This window comes from Micromonospora sp. NBC_00858 (genome assembly GCF_045207365.1).
Taxonomy (GTDB): domain Bacteria; phylum Actinomycetota; class Actinomycetes; order Mycobacteriales; family Micromonosporaceae; genus Micromonospora.
Genome location: NZ_CP108828.1, coordinates 7,150,740 through 7,166,044, shown reverse-complemented (window position 1 = coordinate 7,166,044; position 15,305 = coordinate 7,150,740). Strand labels below are relative to the sequence as shown.

The 15,305-nt window shown below is 72.2% G+C and carries 12 protein-coding genes; 5 read left to right on the top strand and 7 right to left on the bottom strand.

All coding sequences use genetic code 11. From position 1 onward, the window contains the following. Positions 1-64: 64 nt before the first annotated feature. Together OG990_RS33430 and OG990_RS33425 are read right to left on the bottom strand one after the other, a co-directional pair. Positions 65-472, bottom strand: a complete 408-nt coding sequence (locus OG990_RS33430) for a roadblock/LC7 domain-containing protein (protein ID WP_007465177.1) — start codon at positions 470-472, stop codon at positions 65-67. Then, positions 469-3,582, bottom strand: a complete 3,114-nt coding sequence (locus OG990_RS33425) for a nitrate- and nitrite sensing domain-containing protein (protein WP_406078264.1) — start codon at positions 3,580-3,582, stop codon at positions 469-471. The genes OG990_RS33430 and OG990_RS33425 overlap by 4 nt, the downstream gene beginning before the upstream one ends. Before the next feature lie 445 nt (positions 3,583-4,027). On the opposite strand from OG990_RS33425, the gene OG990_RS33420 reads away from it, so the two are divergent. After that, the gene (locus OG990_RS33420; protein ID WP_328420452.1) at positions 4,028-5,209 is read left to right on the top strand and encodes an ABC transporter substrate-binding protein; all 1,182 of its coding nucleotides are present in this window, start codon (positions 4,028-4,030) and stop codon (positions 5,207-5,209) included. 106 nt (positions 5,210-5,315) lie between these two features. Here the strand turns inward: OG990_RS33420 and OG990_RS33415 are convergent, their stop codons facing one another. Both OG990_RS33415 and OG990_RS33410 read right to left on the bottom strand, forming a co-directional pair. Next, positions 5,316-6,176, bottom strand: a complete 861-nt coding sequence (locus OG990_RS33415) for an ABC transporter permease (RefSeq protein ID WP_406078263.1) — start codon at positions 6,174-6,176, stop codon at positions 5,316-5,318. A gap of 92 nt (positions 6,177-6,268) precedes the next feature. Further along, complete coding sequence (locus OG990_RS33410) at positions 6,269-7,300, bottom strand: ABC transporter substrate-binding protein (protein WP_328420456.1); 1,032 nt, start codon at positions 7,298-7,300, stop codon at positions 6,269-6,271. Between the two features lie 271 nt (positions 7,301-7,571). Here OG990_RS33410 and OG990_RS33405 point away from each other — a divergent pair, with 271 nt between their 5' ends. From OG990_RS33405 to OG990_RS33390, 4 genes are all read left to right on the top strand, one after another. Then, complete coding sequence (locus OG990_RS33405) at positions 7,572-8,357, top strand: ABC transporter ATP-binding protein (protein ID WP_328420458.1); 786 nt, start codon at positions 7,572-7,574, stop codon at positions 8,355-8,357. 2 nt (positions 8,358-8,359) lie between these two features. After that, positions 8,360-9,310, top strand: a complete 951-nt coding sequence (locus OG990_RS33400) for an LLM class F420-dependent oxidoreductase (protein ID WP_406078262.1) — start codon at positions 8,360-8,362, stop codon at positions 9,308-9,310. Then, positions 9,307-9,615, top strand: a complete 309-nt coding sequence (locus OG990_RS33395) for a cupin (RefSeq protein WP_328420462.1) — start codon at positions 9,307-9,309, stop codon at positions 9,613-9,615. Before OG990_RS33400 ends, OG990_RS33395 begins: the two co-directional genes overlap by 4 nt. A gap of 77 nt (positions 9,616-9,692) precedes the next feature. Next, positions 9,693-12,209 (top strand): hypothetical protein, encoded by a 2,517-nt coding sequence (locus OG990_RS33390; RefSeq protein ID WP_406078261.1) that lies wholly within the window; start codon positions 9,693-9,695, stop codon positions 12,207-12,209. Between the two features lie 77 nt (positions 12,210-12,286). On the opposite strand, the gene thiC is transcribed toward OG990_RS33390, so the two are convergent. The 3 genes from thiC to OG990_RS33375 are packed head-to-tail and all read right to left on the bottom strand — an operon-like array spanning position 12,287 to position 15,299. Further along, the gene (gene thiC, locus OG990_RS33385; protein WP_406078260.1) at positions 12,287-13,879 is read right to left on the bottom strand and encodes a phosphomethylpyrimidine synthase ThiC; all 1,593 of its coding nucleotides are present in this window, start codon (positions 13,877-13,879) and stop codon (positions 12,287-12,289) included. Positions 13,880-13,896: 17 nt separating this feature from the next. Next, positions 13,897-14,682 (bottom strand): bifunctional hydroxymethylpyrimidine kinase/phosphomethylpyrimidine kinase, encoded by a 786-nt coding sequence (gene thiD / locus OG990_RS33380; RefSeq protein WP_406078259.1) that lies wholly within the window; start codon positions 14,680-14,682, stop codon positions 13,897-13,899. After that, positions 14,679-15,299: a thiamine phosphate synthase gene (locus tag OG990_RS33375; RefSeq protein WP_406081963.1), complete on the bottom strand. Its 621-nt coding sequence runs from the start codon at positions 15,297-15,299 to the stop codon at positions 14,679-14,681. The genes thiD and OG990_RS33375 overlap by 4 nt, the downstream gene beginning before the upstream one ends. Positions 15,300-15,305 lie beyond the last annotated feature (6 nt).

The window sequence follows — 15,305 nt, the reverse complement described above, 5'->3', positions numbered from 1 at the left end:
GGAGCCGGTCCACACCGCCTCCCATCCCTGGTCCGGCACGCGGGCCGCGCGCCGTGTCTAGGCGCTACGAGCGCACCGCGTCCCGTGGCAGCGGCACCAGCGCGGCACCCACCCGTTCGACCAGCAGCGCCATCTCGTAGCCCACCTGGCCCACGTCGCAGCTACGCGCGGCCAGCACGGCCATCGACGAGCCGTCGCTGATCGACATGAGGAAGAGGTAGCCGCTGTCCATCTCGATGACGGTCTGCAACACCCCGCCCGCGCTGAACATCCGGGCCGCGCCCTCGGTCAGGCTCACCACGCCGGAGGTGATCGCGGCGAGCTGGTCCGCCCGGTCCCCGGGCAGATCCCGGGAAGAGGCGAGCAGCAGCCCGTCGGCGGACACCGCCACCACGTGGGCGATGCCCGCCACGCTGTCGGCGAAGTTGGTGAGCAGCCAACCCATGTCCTGCATGGCAGCTGGCCTGTTCATCGGCTCTCCTTGGTCGAGGTGCTGTTCAGGTCCGTACCGGCCGTCCGGCCGCGCTGTACGCCGCGGTGGTAGGCCGACAACAGGCCGCGTACTTCATCGGGTGTCCGCCGGCTGCGATCCCGGCCGCTCTTCGGTTCGATACCGCCCGGCACGAGCTGCGCCTGCGGCACCCGCTTGGGCAGCCCGGAGCGCGTTGTTCCGGCCGGGGCCGGCTCGGCAGCCCGGCTGGCCCGGGACCAGCCCTCGTCCGCCGCCGTCCGCCAGGCGTCCGGGTCCGTGGCCGGCCTGGCGGGCGTGCTCGGAGCGGCGGGCGCGGATGGCGCCGTTCGGGCGGCCGGCGGAGGGTTGTACGACGGCGGCGCCGTGCCGGCTCCACCCGTGTCGAACCCGTTGATGCTCCCGGTGCCCGACGGCCCGAGACCGTCGGCGTTGGAACTGCCCGGGGTACGGGTGGGCAGCGGCGGTCGGGCCGGTGCCGCGGCCGGCGCGGACGCGGTTGCCGGGTAGCCGCCGTTGCCCGTGCGCAGACCCGCATCGGCCGACCCGGCGCTGACGGTGGCCGGCGGCGAGTCGAACTTCGGTCGGGTGAAGATCGCGGTGGCGTCGTCGCCGTGCGACCGGAACCAGACCGCCTCCATCTCCCGGAAGATCGGCGCCTCGGCGGGGAACTCCGGCCGGGTGCTGATCGGTGCGGCCGGCGCCGGCAGCGTGGCCGGCGGTGCGACCGCGCCGGGGCCGGCGACCGGCCCGACCGGCAGCACCGGAGCGCTCCGCCCGTCGGTGGCGTCCGCCGCGGAGCCGCGCCGGGGCAGCGGGTCGATCGTCGGGTAGGCCACGGTCGGGCTGCCCACCGAGGCACCCGTGGTGTTGCCGTACGCCGGCCGGGCCGGCGCGGCCGGGGCCGCCGTGTTCGCTCCGCTGAAGCTACCGGCCTGCACGGCCGGGGCGGTGTCCCGCGCATCCAGCGGGGACTGCCACTGTGCCGGCGCCGGCGCGCTGGTCCGCCACTGGTCGGGCAGCGTCGCTGCCGCGGTGGTGGCGCCGGCGAACGGCTCGCTGTGGCCGGCCGGAGTGAGCGGCGCCTGCTCGACCGCCATCGGCTGGCGTGGCCGGGTGAGCACCTGGTCGCGGCCCCGGTTGACGGGCAGCACCACGGTGGCGGCGGGCAGCGTCACCTGAGCGACTGTGCCGCCCTCGACGTTGCGGCGCAGCTCCACCCGGATGCTGTAGCGGGAGGCGAGCCGGCTCACCACTGCCAGACCCATCAGCCGGAACGCGGCGACGTCCACGCTCGGTGGCGCGGCCAGTCGCCGGTTGAGTGAGTCGAGCTGCTCGTCGCTGAGGCCGAGCCCCCGGTCCTCGATCTGGATCAGCACGTAGTCGCGGATCCGGCGACCGTCGGCGACCACCGTGGTGTTCGGCGGCGAGAACCGGGTGGCGTTGTCGAGCAGCTCAGCGACGAGCCGCACGACGTCGTTGACCGCGTGCGCGGCGACCGAGATGTCGGTGTCGACGGTGCCGAACTCGATCCGGTTGTACAGCTCCACCTCGGACTGGGCGGCGCGCAGCACGTCCACCACCAGCGCGTCGTCGCGACGCGGTACGGCGGAGTCGGCGCCGGCCAGGACCAGCAGGTTCTCGTCGTTGCGGCGCATCCGCGTGGCCAGGTGGTCCAGCTCGAAGAGCTGTGCCAGCCGCTTCGGGTCCTCCTCGCCGCGCTCGATCGCGTCCAGCTCACCGATCATCTTGTCGACCAGGCTCTGACTACGGCGGGCCAGGTTGAGGAACATCGCCGAGACGCTGGTACGCAGCGCGGCCTGCTCAGCCGCGACCCGGACCGCCTCCCGGTGCACGACGTTGAATGCCAACGCCACCTGACCGACCTCGTCGCGGTTGGTGAGCTGGATCGGGTCCCGGACCTGCCGGACGATCTCCTCCACCCCGCCGTCGCCCACGCTGCCCATGTTCTGCAGCCGCTTGACCGCGTCGGGCAGGTCGTGGTTGGCCACCGAGAGCGCGCCCTCACGCAGCCGTCGCAGCGAGTGGTTCAGCGACCGGGCCAGCACCACGGCCAGCGACACGGCGATGATCAGGGTCAGCAGCACCAGCACCGACTCGACCACAGCCTGCTGGATGACGTCCGAGCGCGCCTGGTCGGCCTGCTCGAACAGCCGGTTCTGCAGTTGGACCTCGGCCCAGCGCATCAGATCGTTGACCGCGCCGATGGCGGCGGTGGCGTCCTGCACGCCGACCAGCGAGCGCCGCCCCACCGAGCGGGTGATGTCGGTGGCCACCCGGTCGGCCAGGCCGACCGCGTCGCCGGAGACGGTGCTGTTGACCAGGGACCGCTGCACCGGGTCAGCGGCGAGCGAGAAGGAGACCAGGGCCTCCTGTTGGCTGGTCAGCGTGGCCACGAAGGAGGAGAACTGCTCCGAGTCGAGCTGGCCGGCGGTCAGCGCGGTGAAGGCGACCGCCTGCTCCTCGGCGACGGACGCCTTGGCCCGCGCGAAGGCGGCGACCGCCCGGCGGCTGTCCGACAGGCTCTCCTCGCCAGGCAGCTGGGCCAGCCCGTCGCCGTAAGCGACCAGGTCGGTGAGGATGACGCCGTAGCGCAGCACCGCCTCGGCGACGGCCATCTGCCGACGGTCGAGCACCTCCTGACGGGTGGCGTCCAGGGTGGCCAGGTGGTCGTCGATGGCCGCCAGCCGGCCCCGCAGCGCCGCCGGCACCTCGCCGATCCGGCCCCGCTCGGTGCGGTACTCGTCCACCCGCTGCTGCGTCTGGCGGACCCGCAGGTTGTACGAGTCGGCCGGCTGCTGCGGGGTGGCCAGGTAGGCCGCCGCGGCCATCCGCTCGGAGTGGAGGTCCTGCGTCAGCGCGCTGACGTCGATGGAGAGTGCGGTGAGTGACCGCGCCCGAGTGGCGTCGAGGGCGCCCTCGCCAACCGAGATCAGCCGGACCGTGGCCAGCGCGATCACTGCCGCCACCGGGACGACCAGGATCAGCGCCAGCTTGGACCGGATCCGGGCGTCACGCAGTCTCGGCAACCGGCGGCGCGAGGGCCGAGCGCTGTCGCCGAGCGCGGGCAGGGTCGTCGGTCCGGTGCTCACGACATCGCCTCCGTCGTTTCTTCCCCGCCTGACCCGCCGAGCCGTGCCGTAGGCGGAGGGGACCACGCGCGGCACGGCCGCGATTTCATCAGAGAAGATCCTGTTTGGGAAGCCGCAGTGAGGCAGGAAACGGTCGGACGGCGCGCAACCCGTGATCCGGTCAACTGATACCTTCATTTCCGCAAGCCCCTGAACAGGGCATGTGACTCCAGAGTGGTCACGCGTGTATGCAAAGTGAGCTTTTGCAAACATTGCGTTACCCCAGCATGTGGGATGGTCGTCCCGAAAGTGCAACCAGGGTCCGCGCTTGACCACAGCGCCGGCCATTGGCAAGGTTTTGCAGGCTTCGCGTCACACCGTACGGCAGACCGATCCCGTCCCTCTACTGAGGACGGATTAGCGGCGGTGACCGGGCAGCGCCCGCGCCCGCACCTGGAGGACTGAGTTGAGCCCCATCCGCTCCGCGACCATCGCGGCGCTCGCATCGGCCGTAATGGCCACCACGCTCACCGGCTGCCAGTTCGGCGAGGCAGAGCAGGACACTAGTCCGATCGTGATCGCCGCGGACCTCGAACTCTCCGGCGCCGCCGCCCCCGTCGGGCGGGCATACCAGCGCGCGCTGGAACTCAAGAGGGACCAGTTGAACTCCTCCGGAGCACTGAACGACCGGAAGATCGAGCTGAAGGTGAAGGACAACCGTTCCGACGCCGCCGAGTCACTGCGCAACGTCGTCGACTTCAGCAGCGATTCCCGGGTCAGCGCCATCATCATGGGTGGCTGCAACGAATGCGCGGTCGGCGCGGTCGGGACCATCAACGAGAAGAAAATCCCCACCATTGCCCTCGCCGCTTCCGGGACGATCGCCAGCCCGGCCGCCGAGCGGCGCTACATGTTCAAGCTGGGCCCGAACGCCGTGGACAGCGCCTCCGCGCTCACCACAGAACTGCGCCGCAAGAACATCCGCAAGGTGGGTCTGCTCTACACCGACGATGACTACGGCCGGGAGGGCGCCGTCGCGCTCCGCCGCGAACTGACCAAGGCCAATATCAAGCCGGTCGGCGAGGAGTCGGTGAAGACCACCGACACCGAGGTCGGTCAGCAGGTCGGACGGCTCGCCGAGGAAAAGCCCGACGCGCTGGTCATCTGGACCCCGCCGGAGCAGGCGACGCTCGCCGCCACCAGCGCCCAGCAGGCCGCCTTCCGTGGGTCGCTCTTCTTCGACGCGGGCGCGGCCGGCGACCTCTTCCTCGGCGCGGCGGCCCAGGCCACCGAGCGTGCCACGCTGATCTTCACGCAGACCATGGTGATCGATGACGTGATCGCCACCACACCGGCCAAGGCGGCCCGGCGGCAGTGGTTCCAGGACTACACCGCGCGATTCGGCGGGTACAACGGGTCCTCGTCCTTCGCCGCCGACGCGGTCCAGCTGATCGCCGATGCCGAGCTGCGTGCCGGCGGTCCGGTCGGGAAGGTGGACCGCGACGGCCTCCGCGACGTGCTGGAAACGTCCCAGATGGACGGTCTCTCCGGCCCGATCCGGATGACGCCGGACAACCACTCCGGGCTGATGCCGCAGGCGCTCACCACGCTGGTTGCCCGCAACGGCCGGTGGCGGCTGGCGGGCTGAGGCCGACTCAAAGCCAACGGGCCACACCGTTCTCCGACGCTCTCGGGCGTCGAAGGGCGGTGTGGCCCTGCCGTATCCGGCTCGGCTTCGGCGATGACCTCGGTGGTCAGCGGCTGCTGGTGGTCTCCCGTACCCAGGGCAGGGCGAGCCGCTCGACCAGCACCAGCGTCGAGTAGAGCAGGATGCTCACCAGCGCCACCAGCATGATCGCCGACCAGGCGGTGGCGGTGTCGCCGACACCGGCGTACTGGAGGATGACGTAGCCCAGGCCAGTCTCGCCGGCCTGGAACTCACCGATCACCGCGCCGATCGCCGCCAGTGGCATGGCCACCTTGAGCCCGACGAAGATCTGCGGCAGCGCGGCCGGGAAGCGCACCTTGCGGAACGCCTGCCAGCGGGAGGCGTTCCAGGAGCGCACCAGCTCGGCCAGGTCGGCCGGGGTGGTGGTCAGCCCGGTCGCGGTGGAGAGCACGATCGGGAAGAAGCAGAGCAGGAACACCATGGTCAGGATCGGCTTCTGACCCCAGCCGAGTGCGACCACCAGCAGCGGACCCAGTGTGATCTTGGGTACCGCGTTGATGGCGACCAGCAGCGGGGTGAACATCCGCTCCACCGTGCGGGAGCTGGCCAGGGAGAGTCCGATCAGGACACCCGCCGCCGCCGACAGGACGAAGCCGATCAGGATCTCCAGCAGGGTGTCCCAGGTGTGCTCCAGCATCCGGGCCGGCTTGTCGGTGAAAGCGGCGAGCACATCGCCCGGCGGTGGCAGGGCCGCCGGGTGGACCAACTCCAGCCGGGCGATCAACCACCACGCCGCCAGGGCGACCAGGAGGCCGGCCACGGGCAGCAACGCCGCCCCGGCCCCGGAGCGGAGGCCGGCGCTCCGACCCGCTCGCCCCACCTCGGGGCCGGCACCCGGGGGCGTGGGCACCCCCGCCACCGGCTCCGCTGCCCGGACGTCGGTCATCTTGTCCTCCTCGAAATCCCACGGCCCAATGGGCCGACGGGGGTACGCCCCACCGGAATCGGCGGGACGTACCCCCTGGTGACGGCGCGCGATCAGGCCTTCGGCGTGAGGCTGAAGTCGATGATCTGCTCGGGGGTGATGTTCTGCTTCAGGGCGCCAGCGCCCTGCAGGATCGCGATGCTCTTGGCTACCCGGCCGTTGTCCAGGGTGCCGATCGCGGTGCCGGAGTTACCGGAGCGGACGTACGCCGCCATCAGCTCAAGCTCGGCGGCGGCCGAGGCCGGGTTGGTGGCGTCGACGTTCTTCTTCAGGATGTCGGCGGCCTCCTTCGAGTTCGCCAGGCTGTACTCGAGGCCCTTGAGCAGCGCCGCGGTGAACCGCTTCACCATCTCGGGCTTCTCCTTGGCGATCTTCGAGGAGGTGATCAGCACGTTGCCGTAGAGGTCCTGCATCACGTTGCTGTACGGCAGCATGACGGCCTTCTTCTTGGCCACCGCCTCGATGGTCGGCTGACCCACGACGAACTGGCCGATGCCGTCCACCGAACCGGAGGCGAGCGTGCCGATCAGCGCCTGCGCCTCACCGTTGACCCAGGTCACCTTGTTGACGTCCACGCCGGCGAGCCGGGCGTACGTCGGGAACAGGTTGCGGACCACGGACCCGGGAGTGTCGGCGAGCTTCTTGCCCTCCAGGTCCTTGGGGGAGGCGATGTTCTTGCCCTCGACGGTGGCGATGCCGGCCATCGTGCGCTGCTGGATCGCGGCCACCGCGACGAAGTCCTTCGCCTGGCCGTTGCCGAGCTGGAGCAGACCGCCGGTGAGGTCGATCGGCCCGAAGTCGGCCTGGCCACCGACGACGGTCTGGATCACACCACCGGTGCCCTGACCGGCCTTGATCTCGACGTCGAAGCCGGCCTCCTTGAAGAAGCCCTTGTCCTTCGCCACCCAGGCGTAGGAGTCACGGCCGAAGTTACCGAAGGAGGTGAGGTAGGTCACCTTCTCCAGAGCCCCGCCGTTGCCGCCCTTGGCGTCGTCGGACGAGTCCGACCCGCTGCTGCAGGCGGAGACGAGGGCGAGGGCGGTGGCCAGCGCGGCCGTAGCGACCGTACGGGTCAGCCTTCTCATCAGTGCACCATGTCCTTTCCGACCGGGGCCGGCAGGCCACCGGAGGGGGTTGTCGTGGCGGGACCGGCGAGGGGGGTGGAAGCCGGGCACCGCCGTCGTGAGGGGACTCTTCGCGGGCACAGCGTACGAGAAACCCACCTTTGCGACGCCAGGCGTACCGCGTTGCGGAACGGAAACAACCTGACGACCACCCCGGACGGTGCGATAGGGAGACGAGCCGGATAACCTTTGCCGGATTCCTGACCGTCCACTCAGCGGAGGTCCGCCGGAGATGATCCGACTGTCCGGGGTGTCCCGTACCTTCGAGGGCCGATCCGGCCGGGTGGAGGCGTTGCGGGGCATCGACCTCGACGTCGCCGATGGCGAGTTCGTCGCCGTGCTCGGGCGCTCCGGGTGCGGCAAGTCCACCCTGCTGCGGCTGGTCGCCGGGCTGCTCCCGCTGACCGCCGGCGAGATCACCGTGGCCGGTACGCCGATCACCCGGCCCCGCCGGGACATCGCCATGCTGTTCCAGAAGCCGGCGCTGCTGCCCTGGCGCACCGTGCTGGACAACGTCCTGCTGCCGGTGGAGATCTTCGGCTGGAGCCGCGCCAAGCACCGCGAGCGGGCCCGGCGACTGCTCGACGTGGCCGGGCTGTCCGGCTTCGAGAAGCGGCTGCCGCACGAGCTCTCCGGCGGCATGCAGCAGCGGGTGTCGCTGTGCCGGTCGCTGATCGGCGAGCCCCGGGTGATGCTGATGGACGAGCCGTTCTCCGCGCTCGACGCGCTCACCCGCGAGGAGCTCTCGGGCGAACTCCAGCGGGTGCACATGGAGAACCGGCCGAGCATCATCTTCGTCACCCACTCGATCGACGAGGCGGTGCTGCTCGCCGACCGGGTGGTCGTGCTGAGCCCCCGGCCCGGCCGGATCCGCAAGGTGGTCGAGGTGAACATCCCCCGACCCCGCACCCTGGGCCGCAACGCCCACCTCGCGGACGTCGCCCAGGTCAGCGCCGACCTGCACGAGCTGTTGATGGAACGTGACCAGCCGGCCGTGGCCGGCGCGGAAGGACGATGAACATGCGGGTGTCGGTCTTCACCGAACCGCACCGGGGCGCCAGCTACGACGACCAGCTCCGGTTCGCCCGGCTGGTCGAGGCGGGCGGCTTCGAGGGCTTCCTCCGCGCCGACCACTACCAGTCGATGGGCACCGACCCGGGCCTGCCCGGCCCCACGGACGCCTGGCTGACCCTCGCCGCGCTGGCCCGCGAGACCCAGCGGATCCGGCTCGGCACCCTGGTGACGTCGGCCACCTTCCGGCCACCCGGTCCGCTGGCGGTGATGGTCGCGCAGGTCGACCAGATGAGCGGCGGCCGGGTCGAGCTGGGTATCGGCGCTGGCTGGTACGAGCGCGAGCACCTTTCGTACGGCATCCCGTTCCCGGCGGTGGCCGAGCGCTTCGACCGGCTGGCCGAACAGCTTGAGGTGATCACCGGGCTGTGGCGGACCCCGGCGGGCGAGACGTACAGCTACTCCGGCGACCACTACCAGCTGGTGGACGCCCCTGCCCTGCCGAAGCCGGTGCAGGTGCCCGGGCCGCCGATCATCGTGGGCGGGCGCGGTCCCAAGCGCACCCCCGAGCTGGCCGCCCGGTACGCCGACGAGTTCAACATGCCGTTCAAGTCCGTGGCGGAGACCGCCGGGGCGTACGAGCGGGTGCGGGAGGCGTGCGACCGGACCGGCCGGACCGAGTCCGGACGGGCACCGCTGGTGCTCTCCGCCGGGATCGTGGTGGCCATCGGGCGGACCGACGCGGAGGCGCAGCGGCGGGCCGCGCCACTGCACGAGAAGAGCGCTCTGCCCCCGGAGGACCCGGTGGTCGGCTCGCCCGCGCAGCTCGTGCAGCGGATCGGCGAGTTCGCCGCGATCGGCGCCACCCGGGTCCACCTGCGCCTGATCGATTTCGCTGACCTCGACCACCTTGAGCTGATCGCCGCCGAGGTGCTCCCGCAACTGGACGGAGAACGATGAGCGACGTGATCGACAGCACCGAACTCGGGCCGGTGGGCCAGGAGATCGTGTACGAGAACGATCGGGTCCGGGTCTGGCACATCCGGCTCGAACCGGGCGAGCGACAGCCGCTGCACCGGCACGACCACCCCTATCTGGTGGTGGCGATCGAGGGTGCGAAGAACGTCATTCAGACGGTCGACGGCACCCGGATCGACGCCGACGAGCCCACCGGCGGAGTGGTCTACCGGGACCCGGGCGCGGTGCACATGCTCACCAATGTCGGGGACACGACTTACCTGGCTCGGCTGGTCGAACTCAAGTAGACCCGCCGGCGGCGGGCCGCCACGCCGCGCGGCGCGCCGGTGGCGATCGGGTGTACCGGGTGCGTAACGTGCCGGACATGGCCTTTCGGACCTGGGGCAGACTGCTGCTCACGGCGCTCGGGGTGAGCGTGCTGGCCGGAGCCGGCCAGCTCGGCGTCGCGTACGGTTTCGGCATCGTCCGGCTCACCGGCGCCGTCACCGGTACGACCGTCAACCAGTGGCCGGCCCAGCTCGTCTGGGTGGGCTGGTTCGCCGCGAACGCCGCAGTGGTCGGCGCCGTCCTGACCGGACGGCTGGCCCGCCGGGACGGGCTGCCGACCACCACCGGTCGGCAGTTGGCCGTCGGGGGTGCCGCCGCGCTCGGCGCCACCATCGTCGCCCCGCTCTGCATGCAGCCGGCCCGGGCCGCCGAGTTGATCTCCGTGGACCCGGTCTGGGCGGTCGGCATCTGCGCCGTGCTCGGCGCGGTGATCGGGGCCGGCGCGGCTATCGGCGTCCTGCTCCGACCCGAGCTGGGCTGGAACATGGCGGCCGTGGCCGGCATCGTCTGGGTGCTTGCGCTGATCTCCGTCCTGCCGTCGCTCGGCACCACCGGCCCGCTGCCCACGGTCCGGCTCGGCGTACTCGAGCCGAGCTGGCTGGACGACGGCGCGGCACAGCGGCTGGGGCTGCTCCTGCTGCCCACCACGGCACTGCTCGCCGGTGCGGCGACCGCCGGCTTTTCCCGCTGGCGGGGCCAGATCCCGCTGATCAGCGGGGCCACCGGGGTGGCCGGCCCGGCGCTGGTGGCATTCGCCTATCTGACCGCCGGCCCCGGCGACGCGGTGGACCGCTACCAGGCCACCCCCTACTACGGTGCGCTGATCGCCGTCCTCGCCGGCGTGCTCGGCGCGGCCGCCGCCGCCCTGCTGCGCTGGCCGGTGCATGCCCGCACCTCCGATCCGCAGGCGATCGAACCCACCGACATCCTGCGGCCGCTGCCCGCCGGCCCAGCCCTGCCCGGCGCCGAGCCGGCGGGTTCGGCCGACGACCGGGAAACCGTCGCGCCTACCGGCGTCGAACTGGCCGGCACCGGCCAGGACCGGCGCGACGGCGACTCCACCGGCACCGTCCGCACCGTCCCGGCACACTGGGACTGGCCGGTTACCACGGCGAGCGGCCAGCACGGTCCGGTCCCCATCGACCCGACCGGCCCCGAGGACGCCACCGTTCCCCGACCGGCCGGCCGCCCCCGCCACCACACCGACGCCGCACCGGACCCCGCCGTGACCGCCCCAGCGGGCGAGCCGATCACCGGTCGGACGGCCACCGGCGAGCCGGTCCAGGACGGCCCGGCCGGGGGCCGGTCACCCCGCCGCGCCGGTGGTCGTACCCCGAGCGAGGCCGCCCCGGCGGCCACCACCGCCACGTCGGACCGGACCGACGCCAAGGCCGCCAGTCCGACGGGCAGCCCCGGCGATGACGGTGCGGCCAGCACCGCAGAGCCGGCCACAACCAGCACGGCCACGTCGACCAGCACGGCCACGACCGACATGGGCACGACCGACGCGGGCACGGCCGCCGCCCCGGCACCCAAGCCGCGCCGGACGCGCAAGCCGAAGGCCACCCCGGCGGACACGACCTCGGACGTGACCGACGGCACGACCGCTGCGGACACCGCGAAGGCCAGCCGGCCCGGCAAGGGAACGGGTGCCGGGTCCGGCAAGGCCAGCACTGTTTCCCAGCCGGGCAAGGAGACCCAGGGCACCGCATCCGGCCGAGGCACCGGGACTCCGGCAACCCCGGTCGCCGCCACCGGCCCGGCGACGACCTCGGAGCCGACCGGCACGGCCAACCCGGCGGCGACCTCGGAGCCGGCCGTCACGGCGGACCCGGCCACTCAATCCATTGCCGCCAACACGGCCGGGACCGACCGGGCCACCGACACCGAGCGATCCGTGACCGAGAGCGGTTCCGTCGGTCCGCTGTTCGGGACGGCGACCGCCGGCAACCCGGCGGCGGACCGGTGGACGCCGGCCGCGCCGGTCTGGCCGGTCACCGCGGCATCCACGGCAACGCCGCAGACGAATGACGCCGGACCAACCGCCTCGGACGCCGCGACCGAGCCCGAGGAGCCCGAGTGGACGCCCCGGCCCCGGCATCGCGCCCCGCTGCCAGACCTGGGCCGAGCCACCCGTTGGGACGCCTTCACAGCCCCCCGACCCGCCGGGCCGGCCGACCCGCAGGACAGCTCGGCGGCACCCACCACCCCGACCGCTGCGTCTCCGGTCATACCGGAGCAGGCCGCCGGGCCGCCCCAGGCGGGCGACGCCACCCGCGGCCCGGCGAGCGCCGACGGTGGCGCGGCCGCGCCGACGGATGACGCCGAGCAGCCCTCCCGCCGGGGACGCATCGGCGGCCTGTTTCGCCGCAACCGGTCCCGGGCCGACGAGGAGAGCCAGACCGCACCGGAAACGGCGGAGCCGCTGCCGACACAGGACGAGGAGTTCGTCGACTGGGTCGCCGGCCTGAGTAAGCCGGTGGCGGACAACGAGCCGGAGCAGGAGAACGGTCGTCGCTCGCTGCGCTCCACCGGTCGACACCACCGCGACTGACCCCGACCGACGACCTGCAGCGCCGCACCCGAGCGCCGGCCCGCCACCTTTCGAGCGGGCCGGCGCCGTGCGGTTGATCAGGCCAGCGGCAGGTAGACCCGGCCACCGCCGGAGACGAACTCCTCCGACTTGTCCTTCATGCCACGGGCCGCGTACTCCTTGAGCTCCTGGGTGATCTTCATGGAGCAGAACTTCGGGCCGCACATCGAGCAGAAGTGCGCCGTCTTCGCCGGCTCGGCGGGCAGCGTCGCGTCGTGGTACGAGCGCGCCGTCTCCGGGTCCAGCGACAGGTTGAACTGGTCCTCCCAGCGAAACTCGAACCGCGCCTTCGACAGCGCGTCGTCCCACTCCTGCGCGCCGGGGTGCCCCTTGGCCAGGTCCGCCGCGTGCGCCGCGATCTTGTACGCGATCACGCCCGCCTTCACGTCGTCCCGGTCCGGCAGGCCCAGGTGCTCCTTCGGGGTGACGTAGCAGAGCATCGCGGTGCCGAACATGCCGATCATCGCGGCGCCGATCGCCGACGTGATGTGGTCGTACGCCGGGGCGATGTCGGTGGTCAGCGGGCCGAGCGTGTAGAACGGCGCCTCGTGGCACCACTCCTGCTGCAGGTCCACGTTCTCCTTGATCTTGTGCATCGGCACGTGCCCCGGACCCTCGATCATCACCTGCACGTCGTGCTCCCAGGCCACCGTGGTCAACTCGCCGAGGGTGCGCAGCTCGGCGAACTGCGCCTCGTCGTTGGCGTCGGCGATCGAGCCGGGCCGAAGCCCGTCGCCGAGGGAGAAGGTCACGTCGTAGCGGGCCAGCAGCGCGCACAGTTCAGCGAAGTTCGTGTAGAGGAAGTTCTCCTCGTGGTGCGCCAGGCACCAGGCCGCCATGATCGAGCCGCCCCGGGAGACGATCCCGGTCACCCGGTCCACCGCCAGCGGCACGTACGGCAGCAGCACCCCGGCGTGCACCGTCATGTAGTCCACGCCCTGCTCGGCCTGTTCGATCACGGTTTCCCGGAACACCTCCCAACTGAGCTTCACCGGGTCGCCGCCGACCTTTTCGAGGGCCTGGTAGATCGGCACCGTCCCGATCGGCACCGGCGAGTTCCGCACGATCGCCTCGCGGGTCTCGTGGATCCGCTTGCCGGTGGACAGGTCCATCACGGTGTCCGCACCCCAACGGGTGGCCCAGGTCAGCTTCTCCACCTCCTCGGCGACCGACGAGCTGACCGCCGAGGTACCGATGTTGGCGTTCACCTTGACCAGGAACGCCTTTCCGATGATCGCCGGCTCGCACTCCGGGTGGTTCACGTTGAGCGGCAGCACCGCCCGACCGGCCGCGATCTCGGCGCGGACGAACTCCGGGTCGACGTTCTCCCGGATCGCCACGAACTCCATCTCCGGCGTCACCACTCCGGCCCGCGCGTAGGCGAGCTGGGTCGGGCGGTGCCCGGCCACCCCGGCCAGTGGCGTACCCGCGCCCCGCACCGGGGCGACGTCACCCCGCTCGGCGATCCACCGACCCCGCAGCGGCAGCAGCCCCACCTCCGGGTCCGAGCCGGGGCCGGACGTGTCGTAGAGCCGTACCGGTGGATGGTCGCCGGTCAGCGCCACCTCGGCGAACGGCACCCGGAGATCCGGCCGCGACCCCTCGACATACACCTTGCCTCGTGCCTGCATGACAGCCTCCCTGGTGATCAAGCGGACCAGCCGAAGTGGTCCAGCGGCCCGCGTCCCGCGCCCAGCTCCCAACTCCGCGCGCCGGTCAGCGCGCGGAGCACGTATTCCTTGGCGGCCCCGACCGCCGCCGGCACCGGATCGCCCAGCGCGAGCCGCACGGCGATCGCCGCCGAGAACGAGCACCCGGTGCCGTGGGTGTGCCGGGTGGCAACGCGTGGGGCGCGCAGCAGGGTGGTCACGCCGCCGCCGTGCAGCACGTCGACCGCCTCTCCCCCGTCCAGGTCGCCGCCGGTGACCACCACGTGCTCCGGACCGCCGGCCGCGAGGGCCTCGGCGGCCACGACCATCCCGGCCACGTCGTCCACCGGGCGTCCGGTGATGGCCGCGGCTTCCGCGCAGTTCGGCGTCGCCACCCTGGCGTACGGAAGCAGCCGCTCCACCGCACTGACCACGCCGAGCCGGTGGCCGCTGGTGGCGACCAGCACCGGGTCGACGACGAGCTGGGGCAGCCGGCCGTCCCGAGCGGCCTCGGCCACCGCGTCGGCGACGGCGGGGGTGCCGAGCATCCCCGTCTTGACCGCGCGGACCGTGAAGTCGCTGAGCACGCTGTCGAGCTGTTCGGTGACCGTGCGCGGGGGCAGCGGCAGGACGGCGTCGACGCCCCGGGTGTTCTGTGCGGTGACGGCGGTGAGGACGCTGGTGCCGTACACGCCGAGCGCCGCGAAGACCTTGAGGTCGGCCTGGATGCCGGCGCCGCCGCCGGAGTCGGAGCCGGCGATGGTGAGCACTGTGCTCGGTGTCATCTCGGGTCTCCGGTGGTTGCGGTGGGGACCTGCGCGGCTCCGCGCCGGGTTTGCGTCATCGGGGTGACCGCCTTCTTGAAGGCTCTGGTCAGGGTCGTGGCTGCTTCGGTGGGGTCTTCGGCTCGCATGATCGCGCCGAGTACCGCTACTCCGATGGCTCCCGCCTCTACGCAGGCGGTGACCTGGGCCGGGGTTTCGATGCCTCCCAACGCGAGGGTCGGCACCGGGCTGGCCTGGATCAGTTCTTGCAGCCCTGCCGTGCCCAGGGGTGGGCCGTAGCCCGGCTTTGTCCTGGTGGGGTGGACCGGGGAGAGGGTGGTGTAGTGCTCGGTGGTCAGGCGGCGCAGCTCGGACTGGTTGTGGCAGGAGCGGCCGACCAGCGGGTGGGTCGGTGGCGGGTACGGACCGGCGGCGGGCAGGTGGACGGCGTCGCCGCCGAGCGGGTCGGGACCGGCCACGATCAGGGTTCCGCCGGCTTCGCTGAGGATCGCGCGCAGGTCGGCGGCCAGGGCGGCGCGCTCGGCGCGGGGCAGATCCTTCTCCCGCAGCACCACCCATCGCACTCCCCCAGCCACGGCCCCCGCCACGACCAGGTCAAGCGGCCCCCGCGCCACCAGCCGATC